Annotated in this window: 18 protein-coding genes; 8 read left to right on the forward strand and 10 right to left on the reverse strand. The window is 72.4% G+C overall.

Annotation, left to right across the window (positions count from 1 at the left end; translation table 11 throughout):
- Positions 1-183: 183 nt before the first annotated feature.
- The gene (locus tag ACFQZ6_RS07605) at positions 184-723 is read left to right on the forward strand and encodes a YbhB/YbcL family Raf kinase inhibitor-like protein (RefSeq protein WP_381605907.1); all 540 of its coding nucleotides are present in this window, start codon (positions 184-186) and stop codon (positions 721-723) included.
- Positions 724-920: 197 nt separating this feature from the next.
- Complete coding sequence (locus tag ACFQZ6_RS07610; RefSeq protein ID WP_381605909.1) at positions 921-1427, forward strand: HNH endonuclease; 507 nt, start codon at positions 921-923, stop codon at positions 1425-1427.
- 127 nt (positions 1428-1554) lie between these two features.
- On the opposite strand, the gene ACFQZ6_RS07615 is transcribed toward ACFQZ6_RS07610, so the two are convergent.
- The 3 genes from ACFQZ6_RS07615 to ACFQZ6_RS07625 form a co-directional block, all read right to left on the reverse strand.
- Positions 1555-2499, reverse strand: a complete 945-nt coding sequence (locus tag ACFQZ6_RS07615) for an SPFH domain-containing protein (protein ID WP_381605911.1) — start codon at positions 2497-2499, stop codon at positions 1555-1557.
- A gap of 126 nt (positions 2500-2625) precedes the next feature.
- Complete coding sequence (locus ACFQZ6_RS07620; RefSeq protein WP_381605913.1) at positions 2626-3057, reverse strand: NfeD family protein; 432 nt, start codon at positions 3055-3057, stop codon at positions 2626-2628.
- Positions 3058-3123: 66 nt separating this feature from the next.
- Positions 3124-3921: an ABC transporter ATP-binding protein gene (locus ACFQZ6_RS07625; protein ID WP_381605915.1), complete on the reverse strand. Its 798-nt coding sequence runs from the start codon at positions 3919-3921 to the stop codon at positions 3124-3126.
- Positions 3922-4026: 105 nt separating this feature from the next.
- On the opposite strand from ACFQZ6_RS07625, the gene ACFQZ6_RS07630 reads away from it, so the two are divergent.
- Complete coding sequence (locus ACFQZ6_RS07630; protein ID WP_381605918.1) at positions 4027-4815, forward strand: hypothetical protein; 789 nt, start codon at positions 4027-4029, stop codon at positions 4813-4815.
- 159 nt (positions 4816-4974) lie between these two features.
- Here the strand turns inward: ACFQZ6_RS07630 and ACFQZ6_RS07635 are convergent, their stop codons facing one another.
- Together ACFQZ6_RS07635 and ACFQZ6_RS07640 are read right to left on the reverse strand one after the other, a co-directional pair.
- A complete protein-coding gene (locus ACFQZ6_RS07635; protein WP_381605920.1) occupies positions 4975-5616 on the reverse strand; it encodes a response regulator in 642 nt (213 codons plus the stop codon).
- Complete coding sequence (locus ACFQZ6_RS07640) at positions 5609-6757, reverse strand: GAF domain-containing sensor histidine kinase (RefSeq protein WP_381605923.1); 1149 nt, start codon at positions 6755-6757, stop codon at positions 5609-5611. Before ACFQZ6_RS07640 ends, ACFQZ6_RS07635 begins: the two co-directional genes overlap by 8 nt.
- Positions 6758-6980: 223 nt before the next feature.
- On the opposite strand from ACFQZ6_RS07640, the gene ACFQZ6_RS07645 reads away from it, so the two are divergent.
- The 3 genes from ACFQZ6_RS07645 to ACFQZ6_RS07655 all read left to right on the forward strand — a co-directional run bounded on the left by ACFQZ6_RS07645 (position 6981) and on the right by ACFQZ6_RS07655 (position 9842).
- Entirely contained in the window at positions 6981-7685 is a 705-nt protein-coding gene (locus ACFQZ6_RS07645) for an SDR family NAD(P)-dependent oxidoreductase (RefSeq protein ID WP_381605925.1), read from the forward strand.
- Positions 7682-8752 (forward strand): S-adenosylmethionine:tRNA ribosyltransferase-isomerase, encoded by a 1071-nt coding sequence (locus ACFQZ6_RS07650; protein WP_381605927.1) that lies wholly within the window; start codon positions 7682-7684, stop codon positions 8750-8752. The genes ACFQZ6_RS07645 and ACFQZ6_RS07650 overlap by 4 nt, the downstream gene beginning before the upstream one ends.
- A 310-nt stretch (positions 8753-9062) precedes the next feature.
- The gene (locus tag ACFQZ6_RS07655; RefSeq protein ID WP_381605929.1) at positions 9063-9842 is read left to right on the forward strand and encodes a transglycosylase SLT domain-containing protein; all 780 of its coding nucleotides are present in this window, start codon (positions 9063-9065) and stop codon (positions 9840-9842) included.
- A 105-nt stretch (positions 9843-9947) separates the two neighbouring features.
- Here the strand turns inward: ACFQZ6_RS07655 and ACFQZ6_RS07660 are convergent, their stop codons facing one another.
- On the reverse strand, positions 9948-12491 hold the full coding sequence (locus tag ACFQZ6_RS07660; RefSeq protein WP_381605931.1) for an ABC transporter ATP-binding protein/permease: 2544 nt from the start codon (positions 12489-12491) through the stop codon (positions 9948-9950).
- A 228-nt stretch (positions 12492-12719) separates the two neighbouring features.
- On the opposite strand from ACFQZ6_RS07660, the gene ACFQZ6_RS07665 reads away from it, so the two are divergent.
- On the forward strand, positions 12720-14666 hold the full coding sequence (locus ACFQZ6_RS07665; RefSeq protein ID WP_381605933.1) for a streptophobe family protein: 1947 nt from the start codon (positions 12720-12722) through the stop codon (positions 14664-14666).
- A gap of 122 nt (positions 14667-14788) precedes the next feature.
- Positions 14789-16015 (forward strand): phosphoserine phosphatase SerB, encoded by a 1227-nt coding sequence (serB, locus tag ACFQZ6_RS07670; RefSeq protein WP_381605935.1) that lies wholly within the window; start codon positions 14789-14791, stop codon positions 16013-16015.
- Positions 16016-16072: 57 nt separating this feature from the next.
- Here serB and ACFQZ6_RS07675 read toward each other — a convergent pair whose 3' ends face one another.
- From ACFQZ6_RS07675 to ACFQZ6_RS07690, 4 genes are all read right to left on the reverse strand, one after another.
- On the reverse strand, positions 16073-16591 hold the full coding sequence (locus ACFQZ6_RS07675; RefSeq protein WP_381605937.1) for a SixA phosphatase family protein: 519 nt from the start codon (positions 16589-16591) through the stop codon (positions 16073-16075).
- A gap of 58 nt (positions 16592-16649) precedes the next feature.
- Positions 16650-16856 carry a hypothetical protein gene (locus ACFQZ6_RS07680; protein ID WP_381605939.1) on the reverse strand — a complete coding sequence of 69 codons (207 nt, stop codon included), beginning with the start codon at positions 16854-16856 and terminating at the stop codon, positions 16650-16652.
- Between the two features lie 159 nt (positions 16857-17015).
- A complete protein-coding gene (locus tag ACFQZ6_RS07685) occupies positions 17016-17132 on the reverse strand; it encodes an SGM_5486 family transporter-associated protein (RefSeq protein ID WP_381605941.1) in 117 nt (38 codons plus the stop codon).
- A gap of 42 nt (positions 17133-17174) precedes the next feature.
- Entirely contained in the window at positions 17175-18488 is a 1314-nt protein-coding gene (locus ACFQZ6_RS07690) for a CynX/NimT family MFS transporter (RefSeq protein ID WP_381605943.1), read from the reverse strand.
- Between the last annotated feature and the right edge of the window lie 67 nt (positions 18489-18555).

The following is an 18555-nucleotide window of genomic DNA, read 5'->3' on the forward strand; positions in this document are numbered from 1 at the left end:
GATCAGGTCGCAGGGCAATCGGCAGTGGCTGATCAGCGCTGGTGAGCGGGGGCATGGGGGTGCCCCCTGCTCGAGCGCAGTCGAGAGCTTGGGGAGCGTGCGGTTGCAAGGCGGAGGAGGGAGTCGACGCGGACAGGCCCTAGGCTCGGAGGTCACGGAACCAACCGATCTGGAGGTATCCCGGTGACCGAGCTGAAGAGGCGGCCGCTCCCCCATGACTTCCATCCGCCCGTGCCGTCGTTCACGGTGGTGAGCGAGGACGTCGCGGAGGGGGCGACCCTCAAGGACGCTCAGGTCTACGCGGCCGGTAACACCTCGCCGCACCTGCGGTGGGAGGGGTTCCCGCCGGAGACCAGGAGCTTCGCCGTGACCTGCTACGACCCGGACGCCCCGACGGGCAGCGGGTTCTGGCACTGGGTGGTGTTCGACATCCCGGCCACGGTGACGGAGCTGCCCGTGGGGGCGGGCAGCGGGAAGTTCGAGGGGCTGCCGGAGGGTGCCGTACAGGCCCGTAACGACTACGGGTCGAGGGACTTCGGGGGTGCCGCGCCGCCGCCGGGTGACGGGCCGCACCGGTACGTCTTCACCGTGTACGCGGTGGACCAGGAGAAGCTGGGGCCGGACGCGGACGCCAGTCCCGCCTTCGTCGGTTTCAACCTGCGGTTCCACACGCTGGCGCGTGCCCAGCTCATCGGTGAGTACGAGGTGCCGGCCGAGGGCTGAGCGCCCTGAGGGTTCACCGAACGTTTGCCCGCCCCTGGTCTTGGAAGTGATCAGGGGCGGGCATTTTGTTGCCGGGGGCGCGGGGGTCACCCCCCGTGGGAGCAGCAGATATTGCGTTGTCCATCTCGGCGTGCCCGGCCAGAGTTGATCCCAGCCCGCCAGGGGGTGGGCCGGTGCGCACGGGAGGTGGGCTGGTCATGCGGGACACACTGGTACTGAACGCGAGCTTCGAGCCGTTGTCGACGGTGACGCTGAACCGAGCCGTCGTTCTGGTGCTCCAGGACAAGGCCGTCGTCGAGCAGGCCCACCCCGAACTGCGGATGCGGGGGGCCGCGGTCGACATACCGGCGCCGCGGGTGATCCGGCTGTGCAGGTACGTACGGGTGCCGTTCCGAAGACAAGCGCCGTGGTCGCGGCGGGGTGTGCTGGTGCGGGACCGGCACCGGTGCGCGTACTGCGGGCGGCGGGCGACGACCGTGGACCACGTGGTGCCGCGGTCGCACGGTGGGCAGGACACCTGGTTGAACACGGTGGCCTCGTGCGCGGAGGACAATCACCGCAAGGCGGACCGGACGCCCGAGCAGGCGGGGATGCCGTTGCTGCGGGAGCCGTTCGAGCCGACTCCGGCGGACGCGATGTTGCTGGCGCTGGCCTTGGAGGACGTCGAGGCGTTGCCGGAGTGGCTGGGGCGGGCGGCGGCGTAGCCCCTGCCGGGGGGGCGCGGGTGGTTCTTCCCGTGCCGGTGGTTCGTGGTGGCTTGTCGCGCGGTTCCCCGCGCCCCTGAGAGCACCCGCGCCCCTGAGAGCAGGGGCGCGGGCCGTCTGTTCGCCGTCAGTCGATGGACGGGTTCTCTCGGCGTTCGGTGCCCTGGCCGGGGATCTTCGGGGACGGACCGCCGTTGCCAGCGCCGAAGTTGCCCATCGCTCCGGAGAGGCCCTTGAGGGCGTCGCCGATCTCGCTGGGGACGATCCAGAGCTTGTTGGCGTCGCCCTCGGCGATCTTCGGGAGCATCTGGAGGTACTGGTAGCTGAGGAGCTTCTGGTCCGGGTCCCCGGCGTGGATGGCCTCGAAGACCGTGCGGACGGCCTGGGCCTCGCCCTCGGCGCGCAGGGCGGCGGCCTTGGCCTCACCCTCGGCGCGCAGGATCTGGGACTGCTTCTCACCCTCGGCGCGCAGGATCTCCGACTGCCGGACACCTTCGGCCTGGAGGATCGCGGCGCGCTTGTCGCGGTCGGCGCGCATCTGCTTCTCCATCGAGTCCTGGATGGAGGTGGGCGGTTCGATGGCCTTCAGCTCGACGCGGTTGACGCGGATGCCCCACTTGCCGGTGGCCTCGTCGAGGACGCCGCGCAGGGCCGCGTTGATCTCCTCGCGGGAGGTGAGGGTGCGCTCCAGGTCCATGCCGCCGATGATGTTGCGGAGGGTGGTGACCGTGAGCTGCTCGATCGCCTGGATGTAGCTGGCGACCTCGTAGGTCGCGGCGCGGGCGTCGGTGACCTGGTAGTAGATGACGGTGTCGATGTTGACGACCAGGTTGTCCTGGGTGATCACCGGCTGCGGTGGGAAGGGCACGACCTGTTCGCGCAGGTCGATGCGGTTGCGGATGGTGTCGATGAACGGGACGACGATGTTGAGGCCCGCGTTCAGCGTCCGCGTGTAGCGGCCGAAGCGCTCGACGATGGCGGCGCTGGCCTGTGGGATCACTTGGATCGTCTTGATCAGGGCGATGAAGACCAACACCACCAGGATGATCAAGACGATGATGACCGGTTCCATCGTCGGCTCCCCGTACCCTTCTCCGCCTCGGCGCTTTCGGCAGACCTATGGTTGCAGATCTTATGGTTGTTGAAGATCTTGCTGGTCGAGTCTGACAGACCGTCGCGTGCCGTGTGGAATCTTCGGTCACATGACGATGGCGGTGGCGCCGTCGATGTCCACGACGTCCACCTCTTCGCCCACTTCGAAGGTACGGCCGGTGTCGAGGGCGCGCGCGGACCAGACCTCACCGGCGAGCTTGATCCGGCCGCCTGAGCCGTCGACGCGTTCCAGTACGACGGCCTGTCTGCCCTTGAGGGCGTCGACTCCCGTGGCGTACTGGGGGCGTTGGGCGCGGTGCCGGTTGGCGATGGGGCGTACGACGGCGAGCAGGGCCGTCGACACGGCGACGAAGACCAGGACCTGGAAGACGGCGTCACCGCCGAAGATGCCAGCGGTCACGGAGGCGGCGACGGCACCGACCGCCAACATGCCGAGTTCGGGCATCGCGGTGACCACCAGGGCGATGCCGAGCCCCGTAGCGCCGACCAACCACCATACCCACGCGTCGATTTCCACATGGTCATGGTAGGACCGCGAGTGCCCGCGCGGACAGGGCGCACGGAGGTCGTACGGGTTCGCCGGTCAGGACAGCGGGAGGCCCTGGGCGGTCCAGCGGTCGCCGACCTGTTCGACGACGAGGGGGAGGCCGAAGCAGAGGGAGAGGTTGCGGGAGGTCAGTTCCAGCTCCAGCGGGCCCGCGGCGAGGACCTTGCCCTGGCGGATCATCAGGACGTGGGTGAAGCCGGGGGCGATCTCCTCGACGTGGTGGGTGACCATCAGCATCGAGGGGGCGATCGGGTCGCGGGCGAGGCGGCCGAGGCGGCGTACGAGGTCCTCCCGGCCGCCGAGGTCGAGTCCGGCGGCGGGCTCGTCGAGGAGGAGGAGTTCCGGGTCGGTCATCAGGGCGCGGGCGATGAGGGTGCGCTTGCGCTCGCCCTCGGAGAGGGTGCCGAACCTGCGGTCGAGGTAGTCGGACATGCCGAGGCGGTCGAGGAAGGCGCGGGCGCGCTGCTCGTCGATGTCCTCGTACTCCTCCTGCCAGGCGGCGGTCATGCCGTACGCCGCGGTCAGCACGGTCTGGAGGACCGTCTGGCGCTTGGGGAGCTTGTCGGCCATGGCGATGCCCGCGATGCCGATGCGGGGGCGCAGCTCGAAGACGTCGGTGCCGGGGGTGCCGAGGGTCTCGCCGAGGATGGTGGCGGTGCCCTTGCTGGGGTAGAGGTAGCTGGACGCGACGTTGAGGAGGGTGGTCTTGCCCGCGCCGTTGGGGCCGAGGATGACCCAGCGCTCGCCCTCCTTGACCGACCAGGAGACCTGGTCCACCAGAGCCCGGCCCTCGCGGACCACGGATACGTCCTGAAGCTCCAGAACATCGCTCATGAGCGCGTTGTCTCCCCTTGCAGTGTGGCCGGTCTCGTCCTCAAGGAAATCTACGCCACTGGTCGGGCGGTCCATTCCATCGGTCCGGTACTTAGGCTGGGGGCCATGCTCTCTGAACCACGTTCTGGACGCCTCGCTTCCTGGGGAAACGCCCTGCTTGCCGGACTTGTGTCGCCGGACGACGCCGTGCTCGCCATCGTGGGTGAGGACGCCGTGCACCGGGTGGTGGGGCTGCCCGGCGAGTCGGGGCCGGTGGGGCTGACGCTGGCGCTGGGGCGGTTGCGGGCGCTGGGGGTGCGGGGGCTGCGGGTCGCGCTGCCCGCGCCGGGGCATCCGCTGGGGCTGAGTGGTCCGCCGGAGTTCAACGCGCGGGCGTTGGACGCGGAGGAGGCGGTGATCTGTTACGGCGCCGGGTTCGGGTTGGTGCCGGAGGTGACGGAGGCGGGGCCAGCGGGGGACGTGCACGTGGAGGTGGTCTGGGAGTGCCTGGTGGTGCGGGAGGCGCCGCCCGCGGACGTGCCGTCGCTGGGTGAGGCGGAGCGGGAGCTGGCGGAGGCGCTGCGGGAGGCCACGGAGGTGCTGTCGCGGTTGGACGTGGCGGCGTCGGGGCCGGTGGCCGAGGCGGCGATCGACGCGTACCGGGCGCGGGCCGAGCGGGGGGCGGAGGTGTTGGCGCCGGGGTATCCGGGGCGGGCGGCTCGGGTGCTGGAGTTGGCGCGGCGGGTGGGGGTGCTGGTGGCTCTGGCGGGGGAGAACGGGCACGGGGGTGCGGTGAGCGCGTCCGAGATGGTCGCTCGGGCGGAGGCGTTGCGGCCGGTGGAGCGGACGGCTCGGCGGGCGCGGGTCGCGGCGTACAACTCCGTTGTGGAGGAGCGGGAGCGGGGGGTGCGGTGAGGGTCGGTGCGGTGACACTGCCGTTGCCGTTTGCTGCCGGGGGTGGGTCGCGTTGCCCGGCGTCGCGGGGTGCCGCTGCGCCCACCCGTGCCGCCCCAGCGGCACGACTGCCCGCAGCTACGGCAGAGGCGGCGACGGCGGCCCGCGGATACGGGTGTGTCAGCCTGTTACGCCGTGGCGGACTGCCCAGAGGGCGGCCTGGGTGCGGTCGGCCAGGTCCAGCTTCATGAGGATGTTGGAGACGTGGGTCTTGACCGTCTTCTCGGAGAGGATCAGGGCGCGGGCGATCTCGCGGTTGGAGCGGCCGTCGGCTATCAGTCCGAGCACCTCGCGCTCGCGGTCAGTGAGCGTGCCGCCCCTGCCCTGGCCGCCGCCGGTCTCCTCCTGGGAGAGCAGGGCGGTGGCGACCTCCGGCTGGAGCAGGATGTGCCCGGCGTGCACGGAGCGGATGGCACCGGCGAGGGCGTCGGGGTCCACGTCCTTGTAGACGTACCCCGCGGCGCCCGCGCGCAGGGCCGGGACGACCGTGCGCTGCTCGGTGAAGCTGGTGACGATGAGCACACGCGCGGCGTTGTCCAGCTCGCGCAGTCTGCGCAGCGCCTCGACGCCGTCCATGCCCGGCATCTTGATGTCCATCAGGACGACGTCGGGCCGCAGTTCCTCGGCCAGCGCGACTCCCCCGGCGCCGTCGGCGGCCTCGCCCACGACCTCGATGTCGTCCTGCACTTCGAGGAAGGTGCGCAGGCCCCGGCGGACCACCTGGTGGTCGTCGACGAGCAGGACCTTGATCGGGTCAGCCACCGGGGACCTCCATCTCGATCGTGGTGCCCTTGCCGGGCGCCGATTCCACGGTCAGCCTGCCACCGACGCCGCTGGCCCGGTCCCGCATGGAGACGAGGCCGAGGTGGCGGCCCGCGTGCCGGACCGCCTGGGGGTCGAAGCCGCCGCCGTCGTCGGTGACGCGCAGGACGGCGCCGCCGCCGCGCCGGGCGAGGGTCACGTCGACGTGGGCGGCGCCGGAGTGCCGCAGGGCGTTGTGCAGGGCTTCCTGGGCGACGCGCAGGAGGGCCTCCTCCTGGGCGGCGGGCAGGGCGCGCACCCCGCGGGCGGTGAAGGTCACGCGCGCGGTGTGGGCGCGGTCCAGGACCTGGGCCTGGGTGCGCAGGGTGGCGATGAGGCCGTCCTCGTCGAGGGCGGCGGGGCGCAGCTCCACGACGGCGGCGCGCAGTTCGTCGGCGGCTTCGGCGGCGAGGGTGGCGACCTGGTGGAGTTCGCCCTTGGCGCGCGCGGGGTCGCGGTCGACGAGGCGGGCGGCGGCCTGGGCGGTCAGGCGCAGGGAGAACAGTTTCTGGCTGACGGCGTCGTGGAGTTCGTGGGCGAGGCGGGAGCGTTCCTCGGCGATGGTGAGTTCGCGGCTGCGCTCGTAGAGGCGGGCGTTGGTCAGGGCGATGGCGGCGTGCTGGGCGAGGATGGCGAGGAGTTCCTCGTCGTCCTGGGTGAAGCCGCAGGTGCCCTCGGCGGGGCGGGAGCAGTTCTTGTTGGCGAGGTAGAGCGCGCCGATGATCTCGTCGCCGTCGCGGATGGGCAGGCCGAGGAAGTCGACCAGTTCGGGGTGGGCGGCGGGCCAGCCCTCGAAGCGGGGGTCCTTGCGGACGTCGGGGAGCCGCTCGGCCTTGGCCTTGTGGAGCATCGCGGCGAGGACGCCGTGCTGGCGCGGGAGGGGGCCGATGGCCTTCCACTGCTCGTCGCTGACGCCGTCGACGACGAACTGGGCGAAGCCGCCGTGGTCGTCGGGGACGCCGAGCGCCGCGTACTGGGCGTCGAGCAGCTCACGGGCGGAGGCGACGATCGTCTTGAGGACGTCGTGCACCTCCAGGTGCCTGCTCATGGCCAGCAGCGCGGAACTGACCGCCGCGAGGCCGGACCGGGGGCCGTGACTCATGCCCTCACGGTACCGGCGGGGTGTGACAGCGGGGATCAGACCCGGGGTGGCCGGTGCCTAGGGCGGTGGGACTAGGGCGCGCGTCCCGGACCTGCGGCGTAGGCGGAAGGGTGCGGACGGTTTGGGGCTCGGGACCGAGGTGGGGCGGAGGAGGTGGTTCCTAGGTTGAGGGGCGTCGGCACGTCGACGGGACGGTGCCGGGGAGTGATAGGGGACGACGGTCATGCCGGTAGCGGTGATCACGGGGGCTTCGAAGGGGCTCGGGCGGGCGCTCGCCGGGGCGCTGGCCGCGCGGGGCTGGGACCTGGTGCTGGACGCCAGGGGCGCCGGGGCGCTGAAGGAGACGGCGGCGGCGTTGGAGGAGGCGTACGGGGTGCGGGTGGCGGCCGTCCCGGGGGATGTCACGGACGCGGGGCACCGGTCGTGGCTGGTGGCGGCGGCCGGGGAGCTGGGCGGCGTCGATCTGCTGGTGCACAACGCGAGCGCGCTGGGCGCCGAGCCGCTGGTGCCGTTGGCCGGGCTGCCGCTGGAGGGGTTGCGGCGGGCGCTGGAGGTGAACGTGGTGGCGGCGCTGGGGCTGGTCCAGGAGGCGTTGCCGTCGCTGCGCCGGTCCGAGGTGGGCGCGGTGGTCGCGGTCAGCTCGGACGCGGCCGTCGAGGCGTACGGGACGTGGGGCGGCTACGGGTCGTCGAAGGCGGCCCTGGACCAGTTGGCGGCGGTGCTCGCGGTGGAGGAGCCCGGGGTGCGGGTGTGGGCGGTCGATCCGGGGGACATGGCCACCGACCTGTACGCGGCTGCCGTACCGGACGATGACGGTCCGCGGCCCGACCCGGTGAGTGTGGTGCCCGCGTTCCTGTGGCTGCTTGAGGAGCGCCCGGCGAGCGGCCGGTACACGGCGTCCGCGCTGCTTGAGGGGGCGGTCCGGTGACGCTGGCGCTGAGGGTGCCGGAGGAGTTGTCCGCGCGGGTGCCCGCCGAGCAGCGCGGGCCGGGTCTTGAGCGGGACGCCGTACGGCTGCTGGTGTCCCGGGGCACGGAGGTGTCGCACCACGCGTTCCGGGAGCTGCCGGGGCTGCTGCGGGCCGGGGACCTGCTGGTGGTGAACACGTCGGTCACGCTGGCCGCCGCGGTGGACGGGCGGATCGGGCACGCGCGCGTGGTGGTGCACTTCTCCACCCGGGGGGACGACGGCCGGTGGGCGGTCGAGTTGCGGGACCCGGACGGCCGGGGGACGACACGCGCGCGTGCGGGCGGGCCCGCGGGGGTGGAGGTACGGCTCCCGGAGGGGGCGCGGCTGGTGCTGGAGGAGCCGCTGAGCGCACGGGGTGAGCGGTTGTGGTGGGCGCGGGTGTCGGGGCCGGACGTGCCGGGGCTGCTGCGGCGGCACGGGCGGCCGATCCGGTACTCCTACACCGCGCGGGACCAGCCGCTGTCGGCGTACCAGACGGTGTTCGCGCTGCCGTCCCCCGAGGGCGCGGGCAGCGCGGAGATGCCGAGCGCGGCGCGGCCCTTCACGGCGCGGCTGGTGACGGAGCTGGTGAGCCGGGGGGTGCAGTTCGCGCCGGTGACGCTGCACACCGGGGTGGCGTCGGCGGAGGCGCACGAGCCGCCGTACCCGGAGCGCTTCGTGGTGCCGGAGGCGTCGGCGCGGCTGGTCAACGCCGTCCGGGCGGGGGACGGACGGGTGGTCGCGGTGGGGACGACGGCGGTGCGGGCGCTGGAGTCGGCGGCGGGCGTGGACGGGGTGGTGCGGGCGGCGGCGGGGTGGACGGACCTCGTGGTCACGCCGGAGCGGGGGGTGCGGGTGGTGGACGGGCTGCTGACGGGGCTGCACGAGCCGGAGGCGTCGCACCTGCTGATGCTGGAGGCGGTGGCGGGGCGGGCGGCCGTCGACCGTGGGTATGAGGAGGCGCTGCGGGGGCGCTACCTCTGGCACGAGTTCGGGGACGTGCATCTCGTCCTGCCTCCGGATGACGCTCACCCTGAGCGTTGCTGACGCAACGGATGGTGAGAGTGCGGGGCGGCCGGTGTGAGCCCGCGCATAGGGTGCAGGTCACGTACGAAGGCGCATAGGAGACAAAGACCCCGCCAGGAGCGGGACATTGGGTAATTATGTCCGGTTTCGCCGATTACTGATCCACTACCGGGCTTCGTACGTCACACCTTTGCCACGGATTTTTGCGGACGCTAACAATGGCTGCCGTCGCTCAGCGCCGCGGGTTGTCGCCCGCGGCGTTCGTGTGGGGAGGACCCGAGTCCCCCGCTGGTCAGCGAGCGACCTCCGCGCTATTCGAAGAGGTCCGTCCTTGAAGCTCCAGAGCATTTCCGTCCGTGGCCGCAGTCTCGCCCTGAACAAACGCAACAAGATCGCGATCGGTGGTGTCGCCGTCCTCGGCGCCACCGCGGTCGCCCTCTCCGCGGTGCCCAGCAACGCGGGCACGACCACGACGGCAGAGGTCGCCGCCCCGGCGGCGCCGGTGGTGTTCGGCACCGAGCACGTCAAGAACGTCCAGGCCAGCGTCACCGACCAGGTCGCGAGCGCCAGCCTGAAGGTGGCCGCGGTCGAGGCCAAGCAGAAGGCCGCGGCCCAGGTCGCCGCGAAGGCCGCCGCCGCGAAGAAGGCCGCCGCCGAGGCCGCGGCCAAGCAGAAGGCCGCCGCCAAGGCCGCCGCGCAGCGGAAGGCCGAGCTGGCCCGCCAGGCCAAGGAGGCCGCAAGCCGGTCCGCGCAGCGCGCCCAGGTCAAGAAGGCCGCCGCGAAGACGTACCCGAACAACCTCGACGGCTGGATCCGGCAGTCCCTGGACATCATGAAGTCCAAGGGCATCCCCGGCACCTACCACGGGCTGCACCGCAACATCATGCGGGAGTCGTCCGGCAACCCGAACGCCATCAACGACTGGGACATCAACGCCATCAACGGCGTCCCGTCGAAGGGCCTGCTCCAGGTGATCCCGCCGACCTTCCAGGCGTACCACGTGCCCGGGACGTCGTGGGACATCTACAACCCGGTCGCCAACATCACCGCCGCCGCCAACTACGCGGCCGACCGGTACGGCTCCATCGACAACGTGTTCAGCGCGTACTGAGGCCGCGCGGACCTCAGTCACGCGTACGCCGAAAGGGCGGCACGTATGCCGAAGGGCGGCACCCTCCTGACGGGGTGCCGCCCTTCGGCGTGCTGCGGCAGGCCGCTACTTGCGCATGACCTCCGGCTCGTGGCGGCGCAGGAAGCGGGCCACGAGGACGCCGCAGATCGCGGCGAGCACCAGCAGCGCGGCCATGTTCAGGCTCCAGGCGCCGACGGTGTGCTCCCACAGCGGGTCCGTGTTCGACGGATCGTCCTGGTCGGGGAAGATCTTGTTGAAGTCGAGCGTGGACCCGGCGGCGGCGACGGCCCACCGCGAGGGGAACAGGTACGACAACTGGTTGACGCCGATCGCGCCGTTGAGGATGAGCAGACAGCCGGTGAAGGGGAGCTGCGCGACGGCGAACATCACCAGCAGCGGCATGGTCTTCTCGGCCGTCTTCACCAGCGCGGAGATGACCAGGCCGAACATCATCGAGGCGAAGCCCAGCATCATGATCGGCAGGGACAGCTCGACCAGCACCGCCCCGCCGAGGACGAGGCCCTCCTCGGGAATCTCCCGGCTGATGAACCCGATCGCGCCGATCAGCGCGCCCTGGATCATGGTGATGGCGCCGAGCACGATCACCTTGGACATCAGATAGGCGGAACGGGACAGGCCGGTGGCGCGTTCCCGTTCGTAGATGACCCGTTCCTTGATCAGTTCTCGTACGGAGTTGGCGGCCCCGGCGAAGCAGGCGCCGACCGCGAGGATCAGCAGGACGGTGGTGGCGGTGCCGTTCGGGACGATCCGGCCCTGGGCATTGGCGCCGTTGGGCAGCAGCCCCTTGTCCGGGTCGATGAGCAGGCTGACCGCGCCGAGCACGGCGGGCAGGGCCACCGACAGCGCCATGAAGCCCTTGTCGGAGGCGATCACGGAGACGTAGCGGCGGATCAGGGTCCACAACTGCGAGCCCCAGCCCTGCGGCTTGGGCGGGCGGATCGCCTGCATCGGCGGCATCTGTACGGCCTGCGGCGCGACGGCGTCGATGTCCGCGGCGTACATCTGGTAGTGCTGCGAGCCCTTCCAGCGGCCCGCCCAGTCGTAGTCGCGGTAGTTCTCGAAGGCGGAGAAGACGTCGGCCCAACTGTCGTAGCCGAAGAAGTTCAGCGCCTCCTCGGGCGGGCCGAAGTAGGCGACCGCGCCGCCCGGCGCCATCACCAGGAGCTTGTCGCACAGCGCCAGCTCGGCCACCGAGTGGGTGACGACGAGGACCGTGCGGCCGTCGTCGGCGAGGCCGCGCAGGAGCTGCATGACATCGCGGTCCATGCCCGGGTCCAGACCCGAGGTCGGCTCGTCCAGGAAGATCAGCGACGGCTTGGTGAGCAGCTCCAGGGCGACGGAGACGCGCTTGCGCTGACCGCCGGACAGGGACGTGACCCGCTTGTCGCGGTGGATGTCGAGCTTCAGCTCGCGCAGCACCTCGTCGATGCGGGCGTCGCGCTCGGCGGCGGTGGTGTCCGCCGGGAAGCGGAGCTTGGCCGCGTACTTGAGGGCCTTCTTGACGGTCAGTTCCTTGTGCAGGATGTCGTCCTGCGGGACGAGACCGATGCGCTGGCGCAGTTCCGCGAACTGCTTGTAGAGGTTCCGGTTGTCGTACAGGACCTCGCCCTGGTTGGCGGGGCGGTAGCCCGTGAGCGCCTTGAGCAGGGTCGACTTGCCGGACCCCGACGGGCCGATGACCGCGATCAGCGACTTCTCGGGTACGCCGAAGGAGACGTCCTTGAGGATCTGCTTGCCGCCGTCAACCGTGACGGTCAGGTGGCGGGCGGAGAAGGACACCTCACCGGTGTCGACGAACTCCTCAAGGCGGTCACCGACGATGCGGAACGTCGAGTGGCCGACGCCGACGATGTCGGTCGGGCCGAGCAGTTGCGAGCCGCCCTTGGCGATGGGCTGGCCGTTGACGTACGTGCCGTTGTGCGAACCGAGGTCGCGGATCTCCAGGCGGCCGTCGGGCGTCGCGTGGAACTCGGCGTGGTTGCGGGAGACCTGGAGGTCCGAGACGACCAGGTCGTTCTCCAGCGCACGGCCGATGCGCATCACGCGGCCCAGCGAGAACTGGTGGAACGTGGTCGGGCTGCGGTCGCCGTACATCGGTGGTGCCCCCGCCGCACCACCGGGGCCCTGCTGCTGCGGGATGTGCGGCGCGCCCTGCGGCCAGCCCTGTTGCGGTGGCGGCGCCTGCTGTGGCGGTACCTGCTGCGGCGGTACCTGCTGCGGCGGCGCCTGCTGCCCGGCCCAGGCCGGGTTGGCGCCCGGGACGGCCTGGGCGGCGTACGGCTGCTGCGGCTGGGCCACGGCGGCGGTACCGGTCAGGCTCACCCGCGGTCCGTCGGTCGCGTTGCCCAGGTGCAGTGCCGTGCCCGGCCCTATCTCCAGCTGATGGATGCGCTGTCCCTGCACGAACGTGCCGTTGGTGCTGCCATGGTCCTCGATGACCCAACTGCGGCCGTTGAAGCTGACCGTGGCGTGTCGCCAGGAGACCCTGGCGTCGTCGAACACGACGTCTCCCTGCGGATCGCGTCCGAGCGTGTAGGACCTGGACGGATCGAGCGTCCAGGTCCGTCCATTGAATTCCAGTACGAGTTCCGGCACTCCATGCCCCACTGAGTTGTCCCCCGAGTTACCCCCATCACAGGGAGTCTAGGGATGTCGAACATCGGGGGGAACTATTTCAGGACCGGCCCCCTGACCGAAAGTCGGGCCTTGTGAAGACCGCGCACACGCGTTGCGATTGGTCCGGCCCACGGGGTTGAAACCCGCTCGGAAAGTGGTAATCCCACCCGAGGGGGACAGGCGCGGTGGCCGTGCCGTGCCGCGGATCGGGGGGTCTGCATGAACGTCCAGCACACCCGCACCAGCCGTGCCGACGGGAAAGTGCCGTGGGTCGACGTCCTGCTGTCCGCGGTCGCGGCGGTGAGCTGGGCGCTGATCGGGATGGCGGGGGCGGCGGCGCTCGGGCTGCACCTGCTGGAGGCGGACGCGTCCGCCTCGCTCGGGCCGATGACGGCGGCGGTGGTGGCGCTCGGGGCGGGCGGTTCGGTCACGCCGTCCGGTGACGTGTCCGCGTTCGGTCTGGAGAGCGCGGAGGCGACGACGGCCATCGAGATCACGCCACTGGGCGTCAGCCTGGTCGGTGCGCTCCTTTTGTCCTGGTTCTTCCTACGGTCCCTGCGGGCGGCCGGAGTTGTGGTATCCCCCGCCGAACTCGCCGCCCGCGCGGGCGCGGTGGTCGTCCTGTTCACCGCGACGCTGGGCGGGCTGGCCTGGGCGGGGCACGACGTCATCACCCTCGACGGCGGCTCGCTCGGGCTCGACGACCTGCCCGGCGGGGCGGGTTCGGGGGGCGTGGAGATCCCCGGGCTCGGGGATGTCGGGGACATCGGGGGGCTGCTGCCCGACCGGCTCGGTGACCTCGTCGACGCGCGGGCGGCGGTCGGGTTCAGCGTGGACACGGCGCCGACACTGCTGGGCGGGGCGGGGTGGGCGGCTGGGGTGCTGCTGATCGCGCTGCTGGCCTCGCGCCGCACTCCCCTGCCGCCCGGCTGGGGCGCCGTGTACCGGGTGGTGCGGCCCGCGGTGTCGGCGCTGGTCACGGTGGTGCTGGTGGCGGTGGCGGCGGGGCTCGCGGCGGCCGGGTACGCCGCGATCGGCGACGACCATCCCCGGCGTATCGCGGGCGCGGCGCTGCTCGGCGCGCCGAACGGGGTGTGGCTCGGGGTGCCGTTGGGGCTGTTCGTGCCGTGGGACGGGGAGGCGTCGGGCGCGCTGACGCGGTTCCTGCCCGACCCGCTGGACGACCTGCTCGTCGACGGCGACGGGCCTGTCACCCTCGGCGGGCTGGCGGAACTGGACGGCCGGGTGTGGCTGCTGGGCGTCGCGGCGGCGCTGATGATGCTGCTCGCCGGGGTCCTCACGGCGGCCCGGACGCCGGTCGGCGGGGTGGGCGCGGTCGGCTTCGCGGGGCGGTGCGGGCTGCGGCTCGGGGTGGTCACCGCGCTGGCGCTGCCGCTGCTGGCCTGGCTCACGGAGGTCTCCGTGGACGCGTCGCTGGCCGTACTGGGCTTCGACGCCTTCGGCGCCGCGATCGAACTACGCGGCCACCTCGGCACGGCCCTGCTGCTCGGCGCGCTGTGGGGCGCGGGCGCGGGGGCGGCCGGTGCGCTGCTGGCCCGGGCGACCGGGGCGGCGGGGCGCCGGGCGTCACCGCTGGCACGGGGTGACGCGGGCGGGGGCGGGGTGCCAGGGGGTGCCCCGCAGGCGGGCGGCGTCGCGGCGCCGGGAGGTGCCCCGCAGGCGGGCGGCGTCGCGGCGCCGGGAGGTGCCCCGCAGGCGGGCGGCGTCGCGGCGCCGGGAGGTGCCCCGCAGGCGGGCGGCGTCGCGGCGCCGGGAGGTGCCCCGCAGGCGGGCGGCGTCGCGGCGCCGGGGGGCGTCCCGCGCGGGGGCGGCGGCCAGGGGTCAGGCGGTGGCCTGCACGGAGGCGGTGGCCACGGGCCAGGCGGCACTCCGCACGGAGGCGGTGCCCCGCGCGGAGGCGAGGCCGGGCCGTACACCCCCGGTACGCCCTACCGGCCGCCCAACCCCGCGACCAACCCGTATCTGCGGCTGCCGGACGAGGTGCGGGAGGCGGAGGACGCGGCACGGTCGGAGCCGGATGGAGGTGACGTCTACGGCGCGCAGACCATGACCGGCCCCCTGGAGCCGCCCCGCAGGCCCCCGCGGCGGCCCGCGACCTCGCCGGAGGAGGGGCCGCCGCCACCGCCGGGCAGGCCGCGGGGCTGAGGGGCGCGGGGCTGTCGCCGATGTGACAGGCTGGGGTCACCTGTTGGACATGCACTGTTCCGTGTCCGCTGGGCGGACCTCGGGCGCGTGAGGCACTGGGTGCCGGATACGGTGGAATCACCATGAGCGCTTCGCAGACCTCTGATATCCCCACCCTCCTTGTCAAGATCTACGGCAAGGACCGGCCGGGCATCACGGCCGGACTCTTCGACACCCTCGCCGCCTTCTCCGTCGACGTGGTCGACATCGAGCAGGTCGTCACCCGTGGCCGGATGGTGCTGTGCGCTCTGGTGACGCAGCCGCCCCATGGCCTGGAGGGCGATCTGCGGGCGACCGTCCACAGCTGGGCGGAGTCGATGAAGATGGAGGCGGAGATAGTCTCCGGCCACGGCGACAACCGCCCGCGCGGCTCCGGCCGTTCCCTGGTCACGGTGCTCGGGCATCCGCTGACCGCGGAGGCGACGGCTGCCGTGGCCGCCCGGATCACCAAGGTCGGCGGCAACATCGACCGTATCTTCCGGCTCGCCAAGTACCCGGTCACGGCGGTGGAGTTCGCGGTGTCCGGCGTGGAGACCGGACCACTGCGCACCACCCTGGCCACGGACGCGGCGGCGCTCGGCGTGGACGTCGCGGTGGTCGCCGCGGGCCTGCACCGCAGGGCGCAGCGCCTGGTCGTGATGGACGTGGACTCGACCCTCATCCAGGACGAGGTGATCGAGCTGTTCGCCGCGCACGCCGGGTGCGAGGCGGAGGTCGCCGAGGTGACGGCGGCGGCGATGCGCGGGGAGCTGGACTTCGAGCAGTCGCTGCACGCGCGGGTGGCACTGCTGGCGGGGCTGGACGCCTCGGTCGTGGAGAAGGTGCGCAGCGAGGTGCGGCTGACGCCCGGCGCGCGCACCCTGATCCGCACGCTGAAACGACTCGGCTACCAGGTCGGCGTGGTCTCCGGGGGCTTCACCCAGGTCACCGACGACCTCAAGGACCGCCTCGGGCTGGACTTCGCGCAGGCCAACACGCTGGAGATCGTCGACGGGAAGCTGACCGGCCGGGTCACCGGGGAGATCGTGGACCGGGCGGGCAAGGCGCGGCTGCTGCGCCGGTTCGCCGCCGAGGCGGGCGTACCGCTGGCGCAGACGGTGGCCATCGGGGATGGCGCCAATGACCTGGACATGCTGAACGCGGCGGGGCTCGGGGTCGCCTTCAACGCCAAGCCGGTGGTGCGGGAGGCCGCGCACACGGCGGTGAACGTGCCGTTCCTCGACACCGTCCTCTATCTGCTGGGCGTGACCCGCGAAGAGGTCGAGGCGGCGGACGCACACGAGGAGATCCTCCAGCCCCCGGCACGCTGAGCCAGCCCCCCGCACGCTGAGCCAGCCCCCGGCACGCCGAGCGCGCCGGGGGGCACGTCACTCGGAGGGCGCCCAGTAGTCGAGCAGGGTCGCCACGCCCGGCTCCAGGGTCTTCCAGGAGCCGCTGAACGACAGCACGGCGAAGGCGGCGGCCGGGAACCCCCGGCGCTTCATCCGGTCGCGGGCGTCGGCCTCGGCGCTGCCCGCCAGGATGTCGGCGAGGCCGTGCACGCCGGGGTTGTGGCCGACCAGGATGGCGTTCTGAACGTCGTCGGGGGTTTCGTTGAGTACGGCGATCAGCTCGCCGGGAGATGCCTCGTAGACCCGCTCCTCGTAGTGGGTCCTCGGTCGGTGGGGCAGTTCCTGGACGGCCAGCTTCCAGGTCTCGCGGGTGCGTACGGCGGTGGAGACCAGCGCCAGGTCGAGGGTGATGTCGGAGTCGGCCAGCTTGCGTCCGGCGACTGCCGCGTCCATGCGGCCCCGCTCGGCGAGTGGGCGTTCATGGTCGTCCACCTGGGGCCAGTCGGCCTTCGCGTGTCGGAAGAGGACGATCTTGCGGGGTTCTGCGACGCTCATGCACTCCAGCTTCGCATGAAACACGCCACCGGGCGCAGGGAGTTGACATGCGGCTTCATCACTGCCCGATCAGCCGCTGAACGCGCTCGACGAAGTGTGCGAGGGCCGGGTCGGCGCTGGCCGCCTGGGCGTCGGACGGGTTCAGTATCAGCGTGAGCAGGGCGACGAAGGCGAGGGTGGGCAGGGCGAGTGCCCACCAGGGCAGCCGGGTGTCGACGCCGCCCCGGGGCGCCGGGTGGGGCCGGGTGTGCGTTGGGGCCGACATGGGTGCCTCCGCTGTCATCGAGTCCTCCGCGCTCTCGCGGCATATCTCGAATCTACGGACCCGGCGGCCCGCAACCCATCCGGAGATCCACCCACTTGACCCTGAGCCTTTCCCCCTAGGGGATACGGGGGCTAACCCCACCCCCGGCGGCCCGCGGGGTCAGGGCGCGGCGATGGTCGCGATGACGGCGATGATCACGAAGATGGCGAGGAACGAGCCGAAGACGATCAGCATCTTCTTCTGGCCGTCGCGGGGGTTCGGGTCAAGCACTGGCATACGGCAAGTCTCGCACCCCGCGCAGACCGCCCGACGCCGGGGTCAGCGGCCCGCCGCCTCGTCCTCCACGATACGGTCGCGGCCCGCGAGGACGCCCACCGCGATCTGCGGCACCATCAGGCAGGTCATCAGGGCGATCGGCAGCCCCCAGCCCCCGCTGTGCTGGTAGAGCACGCCCACCAGGAGCGGGCCGGGGATGGAGATCAGGTAGCCGGTGCTCTGCGCGAAGGCCGAGAGCTGGGCGACGCCCGCGCCGGTCCTGGCCCGCATCCCGACCATGGTCAGCGCCAGCGGGAACGCGCAGTTGGATATTCCGAGGAGCACCGCCCACAGCCAGGCGCCCCCGGCCGGTGCGAGGTACAGCCCGGCGTACCCGGCGAGGCCGCTGACGCCGAGGGCGACGACGATCGGCCCCTGGTGGGACAGCCGGGCGGCGACCCTGGGGATGACGAAGGAGAGCGGGACGCCCATCACCATGGTGACGGCGAGCAGCAGCCCCGCCCGGCCCGCGGGCACCCCGGCGTCCCGGAAGATCTGCGCCATCCAGCCCATCGTGATGTAGGCGGCGGTGGCCTGGAGCCCGAAGAACACGGCGAGCGCCCAGGCGGTACGGCTGCGGGTGATCCGCACGGCGGCCGACGGCTGCCCCACGCGCGCGTGCGCCTCGGCACCGCGCCGGGAGCGCCCCCCGTCGGACGCCCCCGCCCGGTCCCGCACGAAGGCCAGCCACGGCACCACGGCCGCCGCCGCGAGCCCCGCCCACACCGCGAGCCCTGACCGCCAGTCGCCGCCCAGCGAGCGGGTCACCGGCACGGTCGCCGCGGCGGCGACGGAGGTGCCGAAGGCGAGGGCCATCGAGTACAGGCCGGTCATGGAGCCGACCCGGTCGGGGAAGTAGCGCTTGACGATGACCGGCATCAGCACGTTGCTGACGGCGATGCCCATCAGGGCGAGGGCGCTGGCGGCCAGGAACCCGGCCGTGCCGCCCGTGTAGGGCCGTATGAGCAGGCCCGCGGCGATGGCGGCCATGCCCGCGCAGACCACCGCGCCGGGCCCGAAGCGGCGGGCGAGGCGCGGTGCCATGACGCCGAAGACGGCGAAGCAGAGCGCGGGCAGGGAGGTGAGCAGGCCCGCCACGCTGCCGCTCATGCCGAGCCCGTCGCGGGCCTCTTCGAGGAGGGCGCCGAAGCTGGTGATGGCGGGGCGCAGGTTCACGGCGGCCAGCACGATGCCGACGACGAGCAGGCGCGTCACCCACGCGCGCGTGGGCGTCGGGGCGTGCGCCCCGGCGTCGGGGTCGGCCGCGGAGGCGCGGGTAGTCGGGGAGGCGTGCGTCCGGGTTACCTGTCGTGCCATGCACCCATCATAGAATCATGGGATGATTGGTTGTCCAGGCTGTCCACGGCGGGGGCTCCGTCCCCCG

Source organism: Streptomyces flavalbus, assembly GCF_042674625.1.
Lineage (GTDB): Bacteria > Actinomycetota > Actinomycetes > Streptomycetales > Streptomycetaceae > Streptomyces > Streptomyces flavalbus.